The sequence below is a fragment of the Kordia sp. E genome (genome assembly GCF_056033805.1).
In genome coordinates, this window is record NZ_JBRASR010000003.1 from 1,171,192 (window position 1) to 1,194,709 (window position 23,518).

Here is a 23,518-nt window from a genome sequence, read left to right on the forward strand (position 1 = left end):
ACTATTATTTAGTGTGATTCTGATTCGTTTGTTTGCGATTTATTCTTTTTACGCTCTATATATTGTTTATAAAGTTCATCACCTTCTTCTTCCCAAAACTTGTCGTAATGCTTCCATTTAGAGAAATCACTTTTTGAACCATCTTTGCATTTCTTTTTTGATTTTTTTGATGATTTTCCACCGCCACCACAGCCGCCAAGTAACAACTTGAACAAAATAAATAAACCAACTGCTTGCCAATATGTAAGTGCAGGAAGTCCAAAAATTTCGGGCATTAACCAATTCCATAACCACATAATTACAAAGCCAAACAAAATGGCTAATCCAGTTATGGCAATGGCTCCAAAAATGATGATTCCGACTATCTGAATTGGAGATTTCTTTCTAAATTTATGAGTGAAAAAACTTTTCATTATATACTATTTTTACGTTTATTAATTTCTAATTCTATTTTTTTATACAAAATGCTCATTGCTCTATGTTTTCTAGACATTAAAGTTCCTTCGGGAATTCCAGTTTCATTGGAAATCTCTTTATAAGAATATCCTTCAATATCAACAGCAATTATAATATCTCTATATCTTGGTTTTAACTCTTGAATACAACTCTTTAACACAGCAATCATTTCTTCGGAAGTTTCGCTTTCTGAAGATTGCTGCAACATCTCAGCAATCTCAGAAAATTCACTATCAAGCTCTATGGGTGCTGCTTTTTTAGGTTTTCGCATAATATCAATAATTCTATTCCGTATTGAGGTATATACAAAACCAGCAACGTTATTTATAGGCGCATATCTATCTGCCCCAGAAAATAGCTTTAGCGCAACATCCTGAATAATATCTTCTGCAGTACGATTTGCAGTATCTCTTATTTTTGTGTTTACAAAAACCTTGAGAGATTGATATTCTCTTCCAAAGAAATCTTTAAGTTTTTTATTGTTGTCTGATTCCAAATTCATTTAAAAACCTTTTACAATTGGCTTTTGATATAAAAGACGTTACTTTTTTAATCTATTGCATTTTTAATTCTTTTATTTACAAAATTAGTGACAGATTTATATAAAACACTAGAGTAGTGTATTAAAAGTGATAGAAATGTAACGTAAGGAAATAAGCTATGGATGTTAGTATGTATAGATTTTTGATATCTATATAACTTTAAAAAGAAATAATAAAATTACATTGTCTTTAGAATATTTCTTAGAATCAATTCGTAACAATAATATCATCTTCGGATCCTAAAAGACCATCTTTCCCTTTTGAAGTAAGCCTATAATTTTGATTGTTTTCAGACTTTTGATACATAATTTCATTATTCCAACTATCAACAGTCAAATCTCCATACGTAGGATTTCTTCGTGCAAGACTTCCAATTTCGTCTGGATACGTATTTGTTTGTTTTTTCTCAAGTACTAAAAGATACGAAATAGATAATAATTTCTCTTTTGTATCATGCTGCTTTTTCATAGGTGAAATGAATAAAATAAATACAAAAGCAATTCCTGCAATAATCAAAAATGCAATAACATAGGCGCTTAATGTACGTGCTCTCGCTTTTTTACCTGAAAGAAATTCCTCCTTAAAAAGATAAATTTCTCCAAACAATTCTGCAATCCATAGTCCTATCATAGTTTATTATTTTAATTTAATAATTACCAAAACTTCCACCATTTTTTCTTCTTTTCAGTTACAACGACTTTTTCTTCTTTTGCATCATCATCATCATCATCATCATCATCAATATCTAATGAATTCAACATATCACTAAAAGAAAACGATTCTATCTTTTTATAAGAATCAGTAATATCAAAATAAATTGACTTTCCACTTTGCGTCGTTATCAAATCATATGTTTTTTCTTCTTTTACAAGTGCTTGCGATTTATATTCTTCACCAATGAATCCTAAAAAATCACGTTCATCACTTACACGTAAAACCATATATGGATGTTCTTTACTTCCATCACCAGTTGTCATAATTCCTTCCAAAATACGATGTCCTAAAAAATACTCAGAAGTAGCATCTTTCTCTTTTCCAAGTTGTGTTGCTGCATACTTTTTCATCAAATGTACTCTAGGACTCAAAATGACATTGATATTATTATATTCCATTACTTCGGCATATAATTCTTTTTCTAGAAGGTCTTGTAATACACTTGTATCATCCGAATACGGATTGTATTCTTCATGTGTTACTACATAAGTTCTAGCTTTTAAAAAAGCTTTTTTTGTAGGTTCTTTTAAAAAATCAAAGAAATCATCTGTCATGCGTAGTATGTCTTTATTTTGGTAAAAAAGTTACTGTTTAATCTTAGAAATCGTAGTTCCAGTAATTTTAGAAGGTTTTTTCATGTCTGAGATGGATAGTTCTATAGCAGATAGAATCAACTTTTTAACAGCTTCATTGCGATAATCAGCATTGTTTTCAATAGGAATATGTCGAATCAATTTTCCAGTTCCTGTTAGTAATTTATTCGGGTCGTCTAAAAGTGTTCCTTTATTGAATCCAAAATTTAAATGATTTGTATAAATTGGAATCATGCAAAACGCATCCGAAAGCTTCTCAGAAATTGAAAAAACACTTGTCAATGCATGTGTGTGATACACAAGTTCGTTGGCTTCAGGATACAACTCTAATATATAATTTCGCAAATCAGTATACAAGTCAATACATGCTTGAGGTTTCAATTGTAGAAATTTCTCAAAATCAGGATGAATAATTCGGGTTGAATTCATAGTAATAATAAGTTTCAAACTACTCAAAGATAGCTAAATGCATGAATAATTGAGCTGCAACAAGAAATAAATCAAAAATTAAAAAAATGACAATGAATATATTAAGACTAACGCAAATTTTTATCAAAACTTTACAAAGTTAAAATTTGTTCACAGTTCAAATTCACGTAGCTTTGCACAGCTAAAAAAAGAATCATCATCGAAGATATAATTATAACAATGTTGTGGAGTATTTCACCTTTCGGAGAAGCCAAAGTTGGTATTCCGATTGGGTTGAGATCAGATGCGAATCCTTATGTAATTTTCGTAGCTGCATTTGTGGCAAATGTATTGGTATTTCCGGTAATGATTTTCTTCTTGGATCATATTAATCGATACTTATTACGTTGGAATTTTTACAAAAAAGCAGCCTTATATGTAGCTCGTAAAGCAAAGCGTGGTGCTAAAGATAAAATTCAGAAATATGGTTTTTGGGGATTAATGTTTTTCGTTATGATTCCTATTCCAGGAACTGGTGTATATGCAGGAACTATTGCAACGTATCTTTTCAACATTGAACGCAAAAAAGCATTCTTAGCAAACGTTATAGGAATCTTTTTCTCATCTGTAATTGTTTGGGTTACTTTCTACTACGGTTTTAGTTTCTTTGATTAAATAATAATTTCGTCAAATTGAGTATCTTGAAGTTGTTTCAGGATGTATCGAGAACTATAAAAACAAACTTGAAATAGATAAAATTACAAGTAATAATAAGCCAATAATAAAAATACCAACCATTTTCCCGATTGCATTGTCTTTCTCCTGTTGTGAAGCATTTATATATGTTTGATAGCTTTTTTCGTAACGTTTCTTAGAGCCAAATAGGAGAGAAATAATCAAATAAATAATAGCAATCAATGGAATTGCAATAATTTGACCAATAGCTTTTCCTGTACTTCTCCCAAAAATACTTTTTAAAAACCGTGTTAAATCTTTGGTGAAATCCTCTGAAACTAAGTTCACAACAATCAAAATTACAAACAAATAAATCATAACTGTCGCAGCAAACATTAAAGTTCCATACAAACGTCCTTTGCTAGTATCGTATCCTTTCTTTTCTAAATCATAATATTGACTTCCGTAAAGTGCATCAATAACTGTCATGTTGTTTTCGTTTAGATTCTAAAGTTAATTAAAATGATAAACATATAAAAACGTCACTTCGAGTGGCAAATCTGCGATTTGTTGTATCGAGAAGTGCTAGGAAACTAAAAATTACAATCTAACATTCAACACATCATTCTGAACTTGATTCAGAGTCTCATCCGATTAAGTTTTATTGCTTAAATCGCTTCCGCAACGCCAACACAAAAAACGCTAAAAACGTTCCGCCAAGCACTAATTCTATATTCCTCAGAATCAACCAATATCCTTCAAAAGGATTTTTCGTGTCAATTTGCATATACGGTAATGCGCCTTTAACTCCTCGTTGCAAAGCTTTTACAAAATCATAATCGATAAAGAAATACAATCCAGAAAACACTAGAATTAAACCAATAAGACTTACAATAGGTTTTCTGAAATCTTGTGTATAACCACCAAAAACATCATAAAACTTATAAATAAACCATTGGTAATACTTTCTTTCTAACCAAAGCCTACGTTTACGCATTTCCATTTCACTAACATATGCTTTTCCTGAAAGCTCCCAGTTTTTTGTACCATCAAAGTTCTTTTTTAATTGACGATATAAAACTTCTAAACTTTTTAATATATTCTTTTCTTTATTATCGATAGTTTTTTCATCCTTTAAAATAATTCGAGAATCTTCTTTCCATTCACATTCTCTAAACTTTACATCAGTTAAATCAGACTCTAAAAAGGTAGTATTTGTAAAGTTTATTCTTCTAAAAAGAATAGTTTTTGAGAAGATTGTATTTTTAAAACTTAGTTTTAAATTCTCTCCTTCTAAATCTAAAAAATAAAACTTTTTATCTCCTAAGAAAATGGAGTTTTCGAAATTGCCAAGGTCATAAAATTTTGTTCTGTAGAAATTAGTATCTCCTTTAAACTCTGCTCCAGAAAAACTTACATCCTTTTTAAATTCAGTTTCTATGAAAAGTGTGAGCCCTGAAAAATCTGTTCCTTCAAAATTTGTAGATTTTGAAAATTTACAACCATTGAAGTAAGCATCTTTTTCAAACTTTGTATTTTCAAAGTTGATCTTTTTATTAAATTTTGAATCATCAAAGTTTGCTAATGCTTTAAACTTAGCTTGATAAAAGTCACATTCGTTTAAAAAATCGTTATGAAAAAATGTATTTTCATGAAATATTGTATTTTCAAAGTTAATTTTTTTCTCAAAAATACAGTTTTTAGTAATAGAAAACTCATCATAAAATTCAACGTTTGAAAAATCAATACTTTCAACAAATCGAGCTTTGTAAATAAAAAAATCACCAAGAAACTTAGCGTTATTAAAACTTATTTTATGATTTACTATTTTATTATTTATATCTTCCCAAAAATTCATTGATTCTAGGTAACTAGACTTAACGAACGAAACTTTTGAAAAATATTCACGTTGTGGAAATACAAAATTTGAAAAATCATGAACCTGATTTTTTTTTCCTTTTGGTATTATTAATTGGCGAAGTAATTGCCAAAATTGTTTGACTTTTTCTTCATCCCAATTCTTTTTTCCATCCTTTTCTTTATACCAATCTGCTTTATCCTTTCTAAAGTAATTTTCAATTAAAATTTCATACATCGAATCTGTAGTACTAGATGTATTATTTCTAAGTATAGAATTTACTTGCTGATAAGTTTCTTTAGTAATCATATTGCTAAATATAGTTATTTTCCTACTATAAAGTAAGTCTATGTTTGTAAGAAATTGTTACAAAAATTTGAAAAGAGTTCCAGTGTCATTCGTACGTAGGCAGGAATTCATAGTGGTTCAAAGTAGATTCCGCAACAAGTGCGGAATGACAGATAATTATAATTTGATTTACAATTTCAAAGCATTCTTCCGAAACTTCGTTGGTGTTATACCTTTAACTTCTTTAAATTTTCGATTGAAATTTGAAATATTAAAAAAACCACAATCATGCGCAATATTTGCAATAGATAATTGTTGTTGATTGGTTAAGAATTTACAAGCATTTTCAATTCGAATCGCTGTCAAAAACTGAAAAAACGTTTTATTGGTTCGTTGTTTAAAATACTTACAGAAAGCATTTGGAGTCATGTTGGCAATGGTTGCAATCTCTTCTAAAACAATCTTTTGGTCAAAATGATTCATCACAAACTCGAAAACTGCACTCATGCGTTTTCCTTCATCGTCAGTATAATTTTTGGTGTTGATGAATGATGAAACTGTTTCGTAATTTGATTCAGTCAAAATTGAAAGCATCTCAAAAAAAGTAGCAAACCGTTTGATTGTATTTTGATTCAATATCGCTTCAAATAAGGGTTTCAATACAATTTGATGTTCTTTAAATTTAATTCCGAAACTTGCATCTTTCAATAGTTTTTGCAAATGTTGAAGCTTTGGTAACATAAAAAAATGTTCTCCAAAACTATCGTGCGTAAAAAACACAGAAATCATATACGAATCTTGCTCCGTCGAAACATCACTTTTTAATACATGCGGAAGATTACTTCCAAACAACAACACATCATTTGGTTGAAAATCACGAATCGTATCTCCAATAATAAAAGTTCCTTTCCCAGCAACAATAAACGAAAGTTGAATTTCTTCATGTTGATGCAACTTCTCATAAAAAGTGCGCCCACGATCTTCTTGAACGATCAAAATATCGCTCTCGGCTTTCGGTATCTTAAATGGTAAAACTTTCATTTTATTTAAATAATAGGCTAAAATTAATCTAAAAAATATTAAAAACTAATTATAAGGATAAAATAGTATCAATATTGGATAATATCTACAATTTCTAAACTATAGCCATACAGTACTTTTACCACATCAAAAAACAATACAATGAACATTAATTGGAAAGGCGTAATGCCAGCAGTGACAACTAAATTTACAGATCAAGATACTTTAGATTTAGAGATGTTTGCCGTAAACATAAAAGCGCAGTTAGAGGCTGGTGTACACGGAATAATTCTTGGTGGAACGCTAGGAGAAGCAAGTACATTAACAAGTGAAGAAAAACGAACTTTAGTTCGCGAAACGGTAAAAATTGTGAATGGAAAAGTTCCTGTAATTATAAATGTTGCAGAACAATCTACAGTTGTAGCAAAAGAAGTTGTAAAACACGCTAAAGAAGATGGAGCAAGTGGTTTAATGATGCTGCCACCAATGCGTTACAAAGCTGACGACAGAGAAACAGTTGCGTATTTCAAAGCTATTGCAAATAGTACAGATTTACCAATTATGATTTATAACAATCCTGTGGATTACGGGATTGAAGTTACGTTGGATATGTTTGAAGAATTACTAAATGAGTGTCCCAACATTCAAGCAGTAAAAGAATCAACACGCGATATTTCAAACATTACACGTATCAAAAATCGTTTTGGTGATCGTTTAGCGATTCTAAGTGGTGTTGATACCTTAGCTTTAGAAAGTATGTTCATGGGCGCAGATGGTTGGGTTGCTGGTTTGGTTTGTGCATTTCCAGCAGAAACGGTAGCAATTTATGCATTGGCAAAATCAGGAAGAACAAAAGAAGCAATCGAAATTTACAGATGGTTTTTACCAATACTAGAACTTGACATCAATACTAAGTTGGTTCAGAATATAAAACTTGCAGAAGTTGCTACTGGAATAGGAACAGAAAATGTACGTGAACCACGATTACCATTGATAGGAGAAGAAAGAGAACATGTGACAAACATTATCGTAGAAGGATTAAAAATACGTCCAAATTTACCAGATTATAAACAATATTTAGGTTTGATATAAAAGTGAGTGCTAAATGTAACAGTTACTGCAAATAGTCATAAATAAGTTGGTAGCTAACTGTTAATTCCAAGGTTCATTTTTTTAAGTAAAGCAGTGAGTCAAGTCCGTTATAAATTTCTAAAGCCTTGGGAGAAATTTAGGATTTGAGTCACGCTTTTATTATTTTTCAAAAAAGAGTATTTTCAGTTTCTTCTCTTTAGGCAATTAAAGAAAAGAACAACTAAACATAAAAAGTATGATCACAGGAAAAAACTATATAGGAAATTCACTTTCTGCCACAGGAAATAAAACATATAAAACCTTTAATCCCAAAGCAAATGCTGAAAATGAAGTTGTATATACAGAAGCAACTTCAGAAGAAATTTCAACGGCTGTAAACTTAGCTTCAGCAGCTTTTAAAAGCTATAATGAAGTTTCTGGAGCAAAAAAAGCAACATTTTTAAATGCAATCGCAGATGAAATTTTAGCATTGGATGATGAATTGGTACAAACGTATATGTCTGAAACTGGTTTGCCAGAAGGAAGAGCCAAAGGCGAACGCGGACGAACTGTTGGACAATTACGAACGTTTGCAACGTTATTAGAAGAAGGTTCATGGGTTGAAGCACGAATTGATCCTGCACAACCTGATCGTACACCAATGCCAAGAGTTGATTTACGAAAAATGTTAGTTCCAGTTGGACCAGTAGTGGTTTTTGGTGCAAGTAACTTTCCATTAGCATATTCCACAGCAGGTGGCGATACAGCTTCTGCATTAGCTTCAGGCTGTCCAGTCATTGTAAAATCGCATCCAATGCACGCAGGAACTGGCGAATTGGTTGCCTCTGCAATCGCAAAAGCGGCACAAAAAACGGGAATGCCAAATGGTGTGTTTTCAAACTTAAATAGTAGTGGAATTGAAGTTGGACAGGAATTAGTAAAGCATCCAAAAGTAAAAGCAGTTGGTTTTACGGGAAGTATTCGTGGTGGACGTGCTTTATTAGATTTAGCTGCAAAACGTACGGAACCAATTCCTGTATTTGCAGAAATGGGAAGTATAAACCCTGTAGTTTTATTACCGAAAGCATTAGAAACGAAAGGTGAAGCTTGGGCAAAAACTTACGCAAGTTCTATTACCTTAGGAATTGGTCAGTTTTGTACCAATCCAGGATTAATTTTAGGAATAAAAAGTGACTCGCTCACAAAATTTATAGCAACAATAGCGGAAGAAATCACTCAGATAAAACCGCAATGTATGTTGCATCCAAATATTCACAGGTCGTTTGCAAGTAATAAAGCAATAGTACAAGGACAAACTAATGTAAAAACGGTTGCAAACATTGATAATGCTGTCGCTGAAAACTACGCACAACAAGCAATTGCAACAGTTGATGGTAAAACGTTTTTAGAGAATTCTACTTTGCATGAAGAAGTATTTGGACCATTCTCGTTGGTAGTTGAATGTAAAGATTCAGCTGAATTAGAAGAAATTGTTGCAAACTTAGAAGGACAATTGACAGGAACGATTATCTCTGAAAATAATGAAGTTCAAGAACATGGAAACATCGTAAATGCATTGTCACAACGTGTTGGAAGAATCATTTTTAATGGTGTTCCTACTGGTGTGGAAGTTGCGCCTGCAATGTTACATGGTGGACCATATCCGGCTTCGACCGATAGCCGATTTACGGCGGTTGGTAGAGATGCCATCAAACGTTGGGTTCGTCCATTTAGTTATCAAGATTGGCCAAATGAATTATTGCCAAACGAATTGAAGAATGAAAACCCTTTGAATATTTTACGTTTGGTAAACGATAAAGAAACGAAAGACGCATTGTAATAAAGTTGCTATGAAATGAGCAATAACAGTTAGTTGTTAATAACTGATATGATTATTTGCGAATTCCATCTGACATAAATATAAAATAGAAAAAAACAGATGAAAAAGACTTTTTTTTGCATTGATGCGCATACCTGTGGAAATCCTGTGAGAGTTGTTGCTGGTGGCGGACCAAATTTAGAAGGTTCGAATATGAGCGAAAAACGACAACATTTTCTACAAGAATACGATTGGATTCGTAAAGGCTTAATGTTTGAACCACGTGGTCATGATATGATGAGTGGTAGTATTTTATTTCCACCTAGCAATCCTGAAAATGATTTTGGAATTCTATTTATAGAAACATCTGGTTGTTTGCCAATGTGTGGACACGGAACAATAGGAACGATTACTATTGCTATAGAAGAAGGCTTGATTACTCCAAAAGTTGCTGGAAAGATAAAGATGGAAGCACCAGCTGGTTTGGTTGAAATTGAATATCAACAAACTGGAAAAAAAGTAGATTGGGTTCGATTGACAAATGTAAAAAGCTTTCTAGCTGCAGAAAACCTAACAGTTGATTGTCCGGAATTAGGAGAACTTACTTTTGATGTCGCTTATGGCGGAAATTACTATGCAATTGTCGATCCGCAAAAGAATTTTTCGGGTATTCACGATTTTACTGCGAGTAAAATTATTCAATATTCACAAGTAGTTAGAGATCGAATTAATTCAACGTATCCGAATTTGTTTATTCATCCAGAAAATGAAACCATTCGAGATGTTTCACATATGCTTTGGACAGGAAACCCGCTAGATGCAGCTTCTTCAGGAAGAAATGCCGTTTTTTATGGAGATAAAGCCATTGATAGAAGTCCTTGTGGTACAGGAACTTCTGCACGATTGGCGCAGTTATATGCAAAAGGAAAACTAAAAGTAGGAGAAAAGTTCATTCATGAAAGTTATATAGGATCAAAATTTATTGGTCGTGTTGAAGAAGAAACCACACTTGAAGGAAAACTAGCTATTATTCCAAGTATAGAAGGTTGGGCAAAAGTATATGGTTACAACACAATCATTATTGATGAAGAAGATGATCCGTATGCACATGGTTTTCAAGTGATTTAAAATAGTGTTGAGTATTGAGATGTTAGTATTGAGATTTTTCTAACCGTCAGATCGAGTGAAATTTCGAAGAAATTTTGTATCGAGATCTGCTAGGATATTTGGAGTACTTCTCGATACAATTTTTTATCAAAAATCACTCGAAATGACGATTGTAGAATTATATTTTAGTTATTTAATAAAACAGAAACGATCTAAGAAGTCTAAGTTAGATTCCAGCCTTCGCAGGAATGAAAGTCTAAGAAATCTATAAATCTAAATACATTGAAAAAAGAAGTAGTAATTATTGGTGGTGGTATTATTGGGCTTTGTTGCGCGTATTATTTACAGCAAGATGGACATCAAGTTACGGTTGTAGATAAAAGCGATATTTCTAGTGGAGCATCTTTTGTGAATGCTGGATATATTACGCCAAGTCATATGATTCCATTGGCTGCGCCTGGAATGATTACAAAAGGTTTGAAATGGATGCTCAATTCGTCAAGTCCTTTTTATGTAAAACCACGATTAGATGCTGATTTCTTAAAATGGTCTTGGTTGTTTAAAAAATCTGCCACAGCAACACATGTAGAAAGATCAATTCCGATTGTAAAAGATATCAATTTGTTGAGTCGTGAATTGTATTCAGACTTAAAGGATTCAAGCGATTTTGACTTTCATTTAGAAAGAAAAGGCTTATTGATGTGTTATCAAACTGAAAAAGCAGGTGAAGAAGAATGGAAAATTGGTAAACGTGCAATTCAAGAAGGTTTAAAGGTTCAAAATTTGACTAAAGACGAAGTCAAAAAGCTAGAGCCAAATGTTGATTTTAATATCAAAGGTGCAGTTTATTTTGATTCAGATGCGCATATGACTCCAACTGATTTCATGCCAAAATTGATTGCTTTTTTAAAAGAAAAAGGCGTTCAGTTTTATACGAATGAAGCCATTACTGATTTAGAGTTTGCAAACGATAAAATTGTTTCTGTACAAACCTCGAAACAAACACTAAAAGCAGATGAATTTGTACTTGCGGCAGGTTCATGGAGTTCTGTTTTGGCTAAAAAACTGAATGTACATATTCCGCTTCAAGCTGGAAAAGGATATCGAATTGATGTTTCTGAAGATACTAAAATTTCGATGCCAGCTATTTTGGTAGAAGCTAAAGTAGCTGTGACACCAATGCAAGGTTTTACACGTTTTGCTGGAACAATGGAAATAGGTGGAATCAATCATACAATTAACCAAAAACGCGTTGAAACGATAGCAAAAGCTGCACAAACTTTTTATAATGGTTTAGAAATTCCGAAAAGTTCTTTAGAAAATGCAGCTTGCGGATTGCGTCCGTGTTCTCCAGATGGATTGCCGTATATTGGAAAAACTGCAAACTACAGAAACCTTACGGTTGCTACAGGTCACGCCATGATGGGTTGGAGCTTGGGTCCAGCGACTGGGAAATTGGTTAGTGAGTTGATAGGAGAGAAGCCAACTTCTATGAAATTGGATGGTTTTGAAGTTGGACGAAAATTTTGAATACTGTATTACTCTTTTCCTTTATAGAAAAATTTCATTTTAATGGTCATTTAAAAATAACAGACAAGTAATCTTACCTGTTTTTTAAAAACTGTATTTTTTACATAAGTTCTTTTGCATACTTTTTATTCTATTTGATACATCTTAATAAATGTAGAACTTAAAACTAATTAATATGCGTATCATAGGAAATCTTCAATTATTTGAAGGACATGCTACAGGATCTGTAGTCGTAAAAAATGTAAGTACTAAAGCAGTAATAACTTCTATGCAAACTAATGATGAAGGTTGGTTTGAATTTATGGATCTCCCAGAAAATACAGAATTAAAATTTTATGGATTTTCAGGTCAAGACATTAGTGCTGCTGCAGCTGAATCTGCTATTTCTGATGAAAGCAAAGTAAATTATACTGGTTACTTTCAACCAAGTATGGAAGCTGGTTTGGGAATTTATTTAAATGCAGCTTCTACTTTAATAGCATTACATTTAGAAGGACAAAGCACACCTGATTATGAAACTGCTGCCACAAAAGTAAAAACATTCTTATTTGATGATGCTAATGGATTCCTTACCGGTGGATATACGGGAGATTTTTATGCGATGATAGCACCTTCTTCTGTTTTTGATCATCGGATTTTTGTATATAATGCTGTGAGTCATGGTTCTATAATAACATATGCTAAAAGTTTAATGGGTAATGAAATGAATGTATCTGATAAAAAGTTACTTTTTGCAAATGCATTTGCCGGAGAACCTTCTGTCGATTCAAGTAAAAATAAAGAAAAAGTTACACTAACCTCAAATGCTCCAGCAATTCCATCAAATCCTGATTGGGCAATGAATCAAACGAATTGGGCTAATGTCATAAATCTTCAAACCAATCCCTTGGGAACTAATATGAAGCGCATGCAAAATATGACCGATGCTATTGCTTATGCAGCAGGAAACTCTTCTAGTATGGCAGATGGAGCAACAAGTTATACATTGGATGATTTTGGGAAAATGGCAGCAGGCAAAATAGGAGGCGCAGCAGCTAGTTATGCTGCTAGTTATGGTTTTAGTATGTTGTCTGATTGGATATTTAATAAAAAAAGTAGCGGACAAAAACTAGAAGAAATTCAAAAATGTTTATCTCAGGTTTCATCCGAAATTAATACTATTATTACTGAACTTGCTGCTTTAAAGAATTCTATTAAAGGCATTTATAGTATTTTAAAAAGTAATGAATTAAATAGAATAGAAGAAGATATTATGCCATATTCTTCAAAAATAAAAAGAGCAGCTCAACATGTGTATAATGCTACACAGACAACTAATGGAATGAGTGCGAGCGACATCAAAAGCTTGAGAGATAAAATATCAAGTCATTATGATGTAGTTACTAGTGCGCTAACAATTTGTCAATATATAAATCCGACAGCAGGAACAAGTCTTCCTTCTGCATTGTCAGCAAGTTTATTGAATAAGCATCCCAATTTAATGAGTAATGAAAATTTTTATGGTACTATCCAAATGATTTTTACCTATTATGGAAAACTTGTAACACAGGGAATTATGCTAAGTGTTCAAGCGCATAATTCTGAAGATAATAAAGATGTGACAAATGGTAGTACTATACTGAAGACGAGTTCACATGTATCTTTATTACATACTGAATACTTATTAGGAGGTGGATCTACTTCATCTTTACAAAACATCCAAACGCTCTTTAGAAACACTTTTACACAGTATTCCGATAATTTCTTATCTTATTTAAGTACCACGTTACCTTTAGGTATGGCTGTTGGTTTAACACCTCAGCAAACAGCTCAACCAATACCATTGTTTTATAATAATGCAACAGATATTTTCATATTTGGATATGTTGGTTATAGGTTTGCAAATTGGACAGCTTCAGCAGGAGCTCCAGGAGATCCTAATACTGTGTATGCTATTAATGGAAAATCTACAATAGAAGAATTAATAGGACCAGTTCCAGTGGGTACTCAATGGCGATATCCTTCTGTAAATGAGTTTAATGCACTTGTTGCAAATAGATCTAACCCGAGTAAATTTGCTTCTCTACTTGATCAAGGAATACTGTTTAATCCAACGATTAATCCTGATCTTTTGCAAGGTATTTGGACAAATGAAACTATATCTTCAATGACTAATCTACCTCTTGGTGGGAGATATCAAGGAAATGCTTTATGGAGCGAGCCTAATACATTAGTTCCTTTAGATTCTAATTATCAAGATATACCATGTGATTGGTGGAGGCACAATAAATGGCTTTTTGGACATGGCCCTTATCATTTACAAATGGGAGGTGCAATTTTTGGAAAGGCTTTAAATACTGATGGGACGGCTTTTGCTAACTCTAGTAAAAATGCAAGTCAGTTGCCTGGAGGTGTAGCTGCAATACAACCATGGACGAGTAATACTTATTTTGCTAATGTGTACGGTTTTGTAGTAGCAAGTGTATCATAAACTTATATAACATAAGCTTTCTTGATTGAGAGCTTGTGTATTTAATGTTTAAAGATGCAGCATATAAATGGTGTATACAAATGATGCTAGGATGAGTTAGTGATAAAATTCTTTCCAGAAATTATGTAAATTATAAACTTGCTAATTTTTGTTTCTTCTGGAGCAATTTATACAGACTTCATGTTTGTCACTTTTTATATGGTGTTTATCACAATACCTAATATTTATAGTGTTTTTTGAGGATGCTAAAATATTTTTGTTTTTCAAAATATGATACAAGTTATATATGAAAAAACAATTACTCTACCTTGCAATAACAATATTACCATTATTTACTATTGCGCAAACCTATGTTCCTGATGATAATTTTGAACAAGCACTAATTGATTTGGGATATGATTCTGGCCCGTTAGATGATTACGTGCCTACTGCAAACATCAATACAATTACTAATTTAAATATTGTACAAAAAAGTATCACCGATTTAACAGGGATTGAAGGCTTTGCAGCGCTTCAAGAAATACACTTTGGACAAAATCAAATACTAACAGCCAACTTTACCAGTAATAGCAATCTAATTTTTATTTCTGCTTATACAGGCGATTTAACTAGCGTCAATGTTACAGGGTTGACAAATTTAGAAGAAATAAGTCTTCAATTGCAAAACCTAACAAGCTTAGATGTGAGTACAAATACATCGTTGACAAAACTTTCTTGTAATGGAAATGATATCACAAGTCTGAATGTAAATAATAGTACGTTAATAGAGTTGGACTGTTCAGGAAATGACTTAACAACATTAGATCTCTCTAATACGCCTGCATTAAAAACGTTAAGAATTGCTGGAAATCAATTCCAAACAATTGATTTGAGTCATAGTTCAGCGCTTACACTTTTAAACTTAATAGGAACTCCGATAGCATCATTAGACCTAAGTAATAACTCATTATTAGAGTATTTATATATAAATTTTAACTCATCAAATCAAACCACTTTAGAACATCTAAATTTGAGTAATAATCCTGCATTAAAAGTTTTATATGCTCAATATATAATTAATCTACAATCCTTAAACATAAAAAACAATAACAATACTGCGATTACGACATTTAATGTATCAAATACACCAAACCTTTCATGCATTGAAGTAGATGACGCGACGTATAGTACGAACAATTGGACTGCTGTTGATGCGCAAGTGAGCTTTAGTACTAATTGTAATTCTTCAGGTATCTATGTCCCAGATGATAATTTTGAACAAGCTTTGATTGACTTAGGATACGATTCTGGCCCGTTAAATGATTATGTGCCTTTTGCAAATATTAGTGGAGTTACAAGCTTAGATGTCAGTTCAAAAGGAATTTCAGATTTGACTGGAATTAATGGTTTCCCTAGTATACAAACACTCTATTGTAATGACAATCAGTTATCTACTGTGGATTTAAATAACAATTTACAATTAAAAGATTTACGTCTTAATGATAATAACTTACTATTTATAAACTTAAGTAATTTAACGCAACTAGAAATTTTCAGTGCTAGTAATAACCAGTTAAGTAGTATTAATGTTGTGTCTAATCCTGGATTGCGAGCTATTGCGGTTTCTCAAAACAACCTTACTTCTTTAGATACAAGTAACAATCCATTTTTAATACAAATTTTATGCGATCGAAACCAATTAACTTCTTTAACAATAGATACGTTTTCAGATTTAAGAGATTTATATTGTTATGACAATCAATTGACTTCTATTGATGTAACTACAAATTTTAATTTAGAGGTTTTATGGTGTAAAAACAATCAATTAACGAGTATAAATACAACTGGATTAAGTGCTTTAAATACAATTATAGCTTATGAGAATCAATTAACTTCAATTGATGTAAGCACAAATACAGCATTAGATCGATTATCAATTGGAGCTAATAACTTAACAGGAGTAGATGTAAGTAATAATTCAAATTTGACTGAACTTTATGTGCAAGCAAATCAATTGAGTACACTTGATGTGAGTGCAAATAACGCTTTAGAGATATTATGGGCTTTTAACACTGGATTATCTACACTTGATCTTACCAATAATACCAATTTACAAGTTGTAGATATTGGTACAAATAATTATAGTTCAATCGATCTTAGTGTGAATACACAATTAACTCAAATTTATGTACAAAACTGCCCTAATTTGGAAGAATTGAATGTAAAAAATGGCACAAATCAGAATCTAACAAGCTTTTCAGCAACTGACAATCCAAATCTTTCCTGTATAGAAGTTGATAATGCTGCAATTAGTACTGCGAATTGGGTAGGTGTTGATCCAGGAACAAGTTTCAATGAAAATTGTAATTATGACTTTACCTATGTGCCAGACGATGCTTTTGAGCAAGCACTTATTGATTTGGGATATGACACAGGTTCACTAGATGATTATGTACCAACAGATGCTATTAATGTAGTAACGACTTTAGATGTAATTTCTCTCGGAATTGTAGATATGACAGGAATTGAAGCTTTTACTGTACTAGAAGAATTAAACTGTTCAGGAAACGCAATCACAAACATAGATGTATCAACAAATATATTACTTACAAATCTGAATATAAATTCTAATATGATTACTGAACTAGATATTAGTAACAATTTAGCATTAACAAATTTAGATGTAAGTAAGAATGACATTATATCTTTAGACTTAAATAATCATACGCAGTTAACGGACTTTAATGGTTCTGATAATGATTTCCTTGTACTATTAATCAAAAATGGAAATAATACAAATTTCACCAATTTTTCAGCAGTAAACAATCCCGATTTAACATGCATTGAAGTTGATGATGCAGCCTATTGCACAACAAATTGGACGAGTATTGATTCACAAACGAGTTTTAATCTAGATTGTCAACAGTTTTACACCTATATACCAGATGATGCTTTTGAGCAATTTTTGATAGATTCAGGACATGATTCTGGTACGCTAGACAATTATGTATTGACCGCAAATATAAACACTATTGTAAACTTAAATCTTCGCAGTCAAGGAATATCAGACTTAACAGGAATCGAAGGTTTTGTAGCATTAGAAGTATTAGATTGTGCATACAATATTTTAACTAGTATAGATGTTTCAGCAAACTCCAACTTAGAAGAATTAAACTGTGGTTTCAATGTAATTTCATCTATCGATGTTACCAATAATACCGCATTGCAATCGCTAACAATATGGACAAATGATGTGTCCACAATAGATCTAAGTAATAATTTGCAATTACGCTATTTAGATGTTGATGAAAATAATCTTACAACTTTAGATGTATCACTAAACACACAATTGTTCCGTTTATTTTGTGCAGATAATAACTTAGAAACATTGAACGTGAAAAATGGTAATAATACTAATTTTACTAGTTTTTCAGCAAGAAGGAACCCGAATCTTTCCTGTGTAGAAGTAGATAACGGAGCATATAGTACTGCCAATTGGGTAAGTGTTGATTCACAAGTAAGTTTCAATGAAAATTGTAATTATGGCTTTACGTATGTGCCAGATAATGCTTTTGAACAGGCGCTAATTAACCTAGGATATGATACAGCACCTTTAGATGATTTTGTGCCAACAGTAACAATTGAAGCGATTTTGACATTAGACATAAGTAATGCAGGAATTACAGATTTAACGGGAATCGAAGACTTTATAGCTTTACAAGAATTAAACTGCTCATCTAATGCGTTGGGAACACTTGATATAAGTAATAATTTGAATTTGACTAGCTTAAACTGTGCTTCAAACACATTGACTACACTTGACATACTTAATAACTTGAACCTTATCACACTAAATGTAAGTGGAAATTCACTAACGGAATTAAATGTTATTAATAACCCATTGTTGGAATCAGTGAATATTAACAACAATAACATAACTATTTTTAATGGAAGTTTTCAGACGGCATTAAATGAATTGTATGCAGAAAATAATGCATTAGAAATATTAAATGTCAAAAATGGAAACAACACAAACTTTGTAGGTTTCTCAGCCATAGGAAATCCTAACTTAACGTGTATTCAGGTAGATAATATCGCTTGGAGTACTGTAAATTGGACGAACATTGATAATCAAGCAAGCTTTAATGAAAATTGTGGTTATGGAACCTATGTGCCAGATGATAATTTTGAGCAAGCATTGATTGATTTAGGATACGATTCAGGACCATTAGATGATTTTGTGCCAACAGCAAATATTAATACCATAACAACCTTAAATGTAATTAATAAAGGAATTACAAATCTAACTGGTATTGAGGATTTTACAGATGTAATATCAATAAACTGTACGAACAATTTATTAACGAACCTAAATGTGAGTCACAACAATTCATTAACTTTTTTATCTTGTGGAGTTAATAAATTAACGTACTTAAATGTAAACACACCTCAATTAGATTACTTGAATTGTGAAAGCAATGAACTAACAACGCTAGATCTAAGTAACAATCTAGAACTGGATGTTTTAAATGTTAGAAGTAACGAAATCAGTGAATTAGATGTAAACGCTAATGTAAAACTAAGATCATTAGTTGCTTCAGGAAATGAAATTAGTGAGTTAGATTTGTCTACTAATACACTTTTACAACTCCTAAGTTTAGGTTTTAATAAGTTAACTACTATTGATGTACGTAATTGCCCAGCGTTATTGCAATTATTTTTTACGGGTAACAAGTTGCAAACAATCGATCTTAGTAACAATATAAATTTAATAGGTATTGACGGTGTACAAAATAACTTAACTACTTTAGATTTTAGTGCAAATATTAATCTAACCTCTATAAATGTTAGACGAAATGATCTTACAACGATTGATGTAAGTACTAATAGTTTGTTAGAAGTATTAGACGTTTCTAATAATTTCATCTCTGAATTATTGGTAGACACTAATCTAGCTTTAAGAGATGTAAGATGTAATAATAATAAAATAGAAAGTTTAGATTTTAGCAATAATACCAATTTAGCAATTGTATTTGTAGGAGGTAATAAATTAAACACCTTGAATGTTCAAAATGGAAATAACTCAATTCTCAATAGTTTTGATTCACGAATGAACCCTGACTTATATTGTGTTTTAGTTGATGAAATTCCTTTTAGTGTTGAATATTGGACATTTATTGATTCGCAAACAGAATTTAATAATACATCGTGTGATTATATAACGCTTAACGCGAAAGTAATTCTGCAAGGAGCAAGTTTAAATCCTACTATAGGAGAAGAAGGGCTAATGCGAGACGATTTACGTGTCAATGGATTACTAAGTGCAACATCTCCATATGCAGATGGAGTAACTATAAGTGAATTTGTTAGAACAAATGATCATGTTGAAAATTCAATGGTAGATTGGGTTTGGGTAGAATTACGCGACATCAATGATCCAAGTATTGTCGTAGTCGCACAATCTGGTATTCTGCAGCGAGATGGAGATATTGTATCTACATCAAATAGTTTAGTAGCACCCTTAACCTTTGATGCGATTCCTCTTGGAAAATATCATGTTGTCGTAAAACATAGAAATCACTTAGCAGTTATGACGGCAAACACAGTTACCTTAAAACAAGGAACAACTATTGTCGATTTTACAGATGCAACTAATCAAATAACTTTTGGAAGTAATGCACAAACCACCTTTGGTATGCAGGCAAATAAAATAGCAATGTGGGCAGGAAATGTAAACGGAGATTCATTTGTTCAATATTCTGGAACGAATCCAGATACACCTGATATTTTATCAACAGTATTGAATGATCCTGGAAACTTTCTCAATTTCCCTACATTTTCAGTAAGTGGTTATAAACCAGATGATATAAACATGGACGGGAATACACAATACTCTGGAACAACTCCTGATACGCCTGTAATTTTGCAAAATGCTTTAGCACATCCAGGGAATTTCTTAAACTTTAGTACGTATCAAATTACTGAGCAATTACCAGAAAACGACTAATTGATAAAAGCAAATATTTAGTGTTTACTTGAATTTTTGTGACTAAATAACTAGGGGATTATTTAGTAAAACGTCATTTCTTATGAAATGGCGTTTTTTGTATTCAAAATTTATTAATATTCGTCCCTAAAAACAAATTTTCAATAAGTTCACATAAAATTATAATACTTCTTTTTTTATTGTCAACTAAAGTGATGTTTTTTAAAACATCACAACAAAACCTTTTAAATACTGTTTCTAGGGATGAACACCTTTGTTATTGTGACGAACTCAGTTGCTTCAATTTCTTTATGGGTTAAATAATATTACATTTGTTGAAAACAAAAGAAATTGAATTCATATCGATATATTATTGCGTTACTTTTATTTGTGAATATAGGCAATGCACAAGAACATATATACAAGCATTTTGGTATTGATGATGGTTTGCCTAGTTCGCAAGTATATGATATGTACCAAGACAAACATGGATATGTATGGTTTGCGACAGACAAGGGTTTATCTCGTTACAATGGATATGAATTTGAAAATTTTACTACAGAAGATGGATTGCCCGATAATGTTATTCTAAATTTCTTTCCTCAAAAAAATGGACAAATTTGGTGCTTTGGCTATCAAAATCATAGTTTATTCTACTTTGATGAAGAGTTTAATGGGTTTAAAGAATATAAATACAATACTATATTTAAAGAAAATATTAATGCAAGAAGTATTGTAAAAAGCATTGTATTAGATGAAAACGAATCGTTACATATAGGCGGTTATTATATATATGGGGCTGTAGAAATAACTAAAGACGGTAAGTTTATCGGTCGTTATAACAATGAGCCTAAGTCAGATAACGGTAAGCCAAATCATGGTAAAATAAATATTAATATTGATACTGATAAGGACGTATTATTTTTAGCATATGATGAGTATGGACAGGCTGAAAATATATTAAGCTTAGAATTGAATATGATAATTAGTTCGCGTTTTCAATTTGATGTGCTAAATGATGAACAATTTATTTTAATGAACGATGGTTTGTATATTATCTCAAAAGATCAGAGTCAAAAAAATATCGATATAATACATGGCCCAACTGGTATAAAACGTATAGATGATAACCACTTTTTTGTGGGATATTATAATAATGGCGCTGAAATTAGAAATACTTCGGGAGAAATCATTAAAACATTCTTACCTAAACAATCTGTGACTAACTTTCTAATAGATGAAGAAGGCAGTTATTGGTTTAGTACCTTAAGTCATGGTGTTTTTTATGTGAAAAACCCTCAAATGAATATTTTTACTAATGAACATATCTATTCGCTAGTAAAAGATAATAACAATGTATTGTATGCAGGTTTAAATAATGGAAGTATTTTAAGTATAAAAAACAATAAGATTGATACTATATACAAATCATTAAATATTAATAAAGCACTAGTAGGATTTGATACTATTCGTAATCACTTATATGGATATAGTGATGGTAATGTTGTTAATTATTCAAAAGGTAAAAAAGTATATACTAAATATGCTCGAAAAATGCCTGAAGACATTGGAAATTCTTTGTTTATAACTGGGACAAATTCATATAGTATTCTTAAAAATGATTCAGTTATAGGACATGAAGTAAAATATAGAGTACAAGACGTATGTATGTTTAAAGGAGAAGTTTTAATTGGAACTTCTGGCGGATTATTAGTGCATAGAGATAGCATAATAGCGGTTAATGAATCATTAGATTTTTTAAAGTTAAGAATTGATGATTTAGATGTAAATAGGAAAAAAAATACAGTATACATAGCAACACATGGAACTGGCGTTGTCGTATATGGAGATAGTATATATACTATTGATGAAAAAGCTGGTTTGACAAGTAATATTGTGAATGAAATTCATATTGAAAATGATACACTTGTTTGGGCATGTACGAATGCTGGTTTGAATAGAATTTCTTTTAAACCTGATGACACATTCAAAATTACTACAATTACAAAAGATGACGGCTTATTAAGTAACGGTATTCATGATATAGAAATTATAAATGATACTGTATGGGTTGCCACTAGTGAAGGTTCCTGTTTTTTTAAAAAAGAAATTTTAGCTGAAAAAGTCAATTCAAAAATTATTTCTTTGATTTTACAAGACGTGAAAGTAAACAATACACGTGTAGATAGATCTAAGGTTAAATTATCGTACGATCAGAATAATATTGATTTTTCAATACAAGCAATATCTCATAAAAATGCTAACAATATAAAATATCTATACAGGTTAAAAGAGGTTGATACTAATTGGACAACAACAACAAATAGAAACATTCGTTTTCCGTCCTTATCTCCTGGGAATTATACATTTCAAGCCAAAGCAAGTGTTTTAGACAATCATAGTGATGATGTACTATTGTATACATTTAAAATATTGCCTCCATTTTGGAAGACTTGGTGGTTTTATGGACTATGCACATTATTACTTTCAGGAATTATATATTTATTCTTTAAAATTCGTGTATTTACGTATAACAAAGATATTATACGAGAGCTTATACGATTGGCAATAAAACGTTTAAAACGAAAAGAAAAATTTCTTCAATTTCGATCTAATGGAGAAGATTTTAAAATTCCTACACATGAAATCCTATACATTAAATCGCAAGGAAATTATCTAGACATTTCCACCGAAAAACGAACATATACGATTCGTTGTAAAATAGGAGATTTTATAGCAAAAACTCCAGATGTCTTAGAATACTTGAGAGTACATCGTTCCTATATTATTCGAATTGACAAAGTATCAAGTAAAGGAAAAAATTGGGTTGTGATTAAAGATCAAAAGATACCAGTAGGAGAGACCTATTTAAGTCAATTAGAAAAGATACAGTTTTAATTGCTTACTAAAAGCAAATAAACTTATCTAGTTTAGAAAAGGTGTAGGCAAACTCTATCTATATAAACATCCACACTGCCTTGACTAATTTGTAGATTTGAGCA

General features: G+C 31.5%; 16 protein-coding genes. 8 read left to right on the forward strand and 8 right to left on the reverse strand.

Annotated elements, in window-relative coordinates; genetic code table 11:
• Positions 1–8 precede the first annotated feature (8 nt).
• The 5 genes from ACUUYC_RS18080 to ACUUYC_RS18100 all read right to left on the reverse strand — a co-directional run bounded on the left by ACUUYC_RS18080 (position 9) and on the right by ACUUYC_RS18100 (position 2,734).
• Positions 9–413, reverse strand: a complete 405-nt coding sequence (locus tag ACUUYC_RS18080) for a hypothetical protein (protein ID WP_474268082.1) — start codon at positions 411–413, stop codon at positions 9–11.
• Entirely contained in the window at positions 413–958 is a 546-nt protein-coding gene (locus tag ACUUYC_RS18085) for an RNA polymerase sigma factor (protein ID WP_474268083.1), read from the reverse strand. The genes ACUUYC_RS18080 and ACUUYC_RS18085 overlap by 1 nt, the downstream gene beginning before the upstream one ends.
• Before the next feature lie 247 nt (positions 959–1,205).
• The gene (locus tag ACUUYC_RS18090; protein ID WP_474268084.1) at positions 1,206–1,628 is read right to left on the reverse strand and encodes a type II secretion system protein GspG; all 423 of its coding nucleotides are present in this window, start codon (positions 1,626–1,628) and stop codon (positions 1,206–1,208) included.
• Between the two features lie 23 nt (positions 1,629–1,651).
• A complete protein-coding gene (locus ACUUYC_RS18095) occupies positions 1,652–2,266 on the reverse strand; it encodes a hypothetical protein (RefSeq protein WP_474268086.1) in 615 nt (204 codons plus the stop codon).
• A 30-nt stretch (positions 2,267–2,296) separates the two neighbouring features.
• The gene (locus tag ACUUYC_RS18100; protein WP_474268087.1) at positions 2,297–2,734 is read right to left on the reverse strand and encodes a DUF1801 domain-containing protein; all 438 of its coding nucleotides are present in this window, start codon (positions 2,732–2,734) and stop codon (positions 2,297–2,299) included.
• Positions 2,735–2,953: 219 nt separating this feature from the next.
• On the opposite strand from ACUUYC_RS18100, the gene ACUUYC_RS18105 reads away from it, so the two are divergent.
• Positions 2,954–3,388 (forward strand): COG2426 family protein, encoded by a 435-nt coding sequence (locus ACUUYC_RS18105; protein ID WP_474268088.1) that lies wholly within the window; start codon positions 2,954–2,956, stop codon positions 3,386–3,388.
• A 54-nt stretch (positions 3,389–3,442) separates the two neighbouring features.
• Here ACUUYC_RS18105 and ACUUYC_RS18110 read toward each other — a convergent pair whose 3' ends face one another.
• The 3 genes from ACUUYC_RS18110 to ACUUYC_RS18120 all read right to left on the reverse strand — a co-directional run bounded on the left by ACUUYC_RS18110 (position 3,443) and on the right by ACUUYC_RS18120 (position 6,575).
• Positions 3,443–3,877: a hypothetical protein gene (locus tag ACUUYC_RS18110; RefSeq protein ID WP_474268089.1), complete on the reverse strand. Its 435-nt coding sequence runs from the start codon at positions 3,875–3,877 to the stop codon at positions 3,443–3,445.
• A gap of 172 nt (positions 3,878–4,049) precedes the next feature.
• On the reverse strand, positions 4,050–5,555 hold the full coding sequence (locus ACUUYC_RS18115; protein WP_474268090.1) for a pentapeptide repeat-containing protein: 1,506 nt from the start codon (positions 5,553–5,555) through the stop codon (positions 4,050–4,052).
• 168 nt (positions 5,556–5,723) lie between these two features.
• Positions 5,724–6,575 carry an AraC family transcriptional regulator gene (locus ACUUYC_RS18120; protein ID WP_474268091.1) on the reverse strand — a complete coding sequence of 284 codons (852 nt, stop codon included), beginning with the start codon at positions 6,573–6,575 and terminating at the stop codon, positions 5,724–5,726.
• Between the two features lie 141 nt (positions 6,576–6,716).
• Between ACUUYC_RS18120 and ACUUYC_RS18125 the strand changes: the two genes are divergently transcribed.
• The 7 genes from ACUUYC_RS18125 to ACUUYC_RS18155 all read left to right on the forward strand — a co-directional run bounded on the left by ACUUYC_RS18125 (position 6,717) and on the right by ACUUYC_RS18155 (position 23,414).
• A complete protein-coding gene (locus tag ACUUYC_RS18125) occupies positions 6,717–7,646 on the forward strand; it encodes a dihydrodipicolinate synthase family protein (RefSeq protein WP_474268092.1) in 930 nt (309 codons plus the stop codon).
• Positions 7,647–7,881: 235 nt separating this feature from the next.
• A complete protein-coding gene (locus ACUUYC_RS18130) occupies positions 7,882–9,465 on the forward strand; it encodes an aldehyde dehydrogenase (NADP(+)) (protein WP_474268093.1) in 1,584 nt (527 codons plus the stop codon).
• Positions 9,466–9,564: 99 nt separating this feature from the next.
• On the forward strand, positions 9,565–10,572 hold the full coding sequence (locus ACUUYC_RS18135; RefSeq protein WP_474268094.1) for a 4-hydroxyproline epimerase: 1,008 nt from the start codon (positions 9,565–9,567) through the stop codon (positions 10,570–10,572).
• 246 nt (positions 10,573–10,818) lie between these two features.
• On the forward strand, positions 10,819–12,081 hold the full coding sequence (locus ACUUYC_RS18140) for an NAD(P)/FAD-dependent oxidoreductase (RefSeq protein WP_474268516.1): 1,263 nt from the start codon (positions 10,819–10,821) through the stop codon (positions 12,079–12,081).
• A 175-nt stretch (positions 12,082–12,256) separates the two neighbouring features.
• On the forward strand, positions 12,257–14,551 hold the full coding sequence (locus ACUUYC_RS18145) for a hypothetical protein (RefSeq protein ID WP_474268095.1): 2,295 nt from the start codon (positions 12,257–12,259) through the stop codon (positions 14,549–14,551).
• A gap of 286 nt (positions 14,552–14,837) precedes the next feature.
• The gene (locus ACUUYC_RS18150) at positions 14,838–20,537 is read left to right on the forward strand and encodes a hypothetical protein (RefSeq protein ID WP_474268096.1); all 5,700 of its coding nucleotides are present in this window, start codon (positions 14,838–14,840) and stop codon (positions 20,535–20,537) included.
• A 330-nt stretch (positions 20,538–20,867) separates the two neighbouring features.
• Positions 20,868–23,414, forward strand: a complete 2,547-nt coding sequence (locus tag ACUUYC_RS18155; protein ID WP_474268097.1) for a two-component regulator propeller domain-containing protein — start codon at positions 20,868–20,870, stop codon at positions 23,412–23,414.
• Positions 23,415–23,518: the final 104 nt, after the last annotated feature.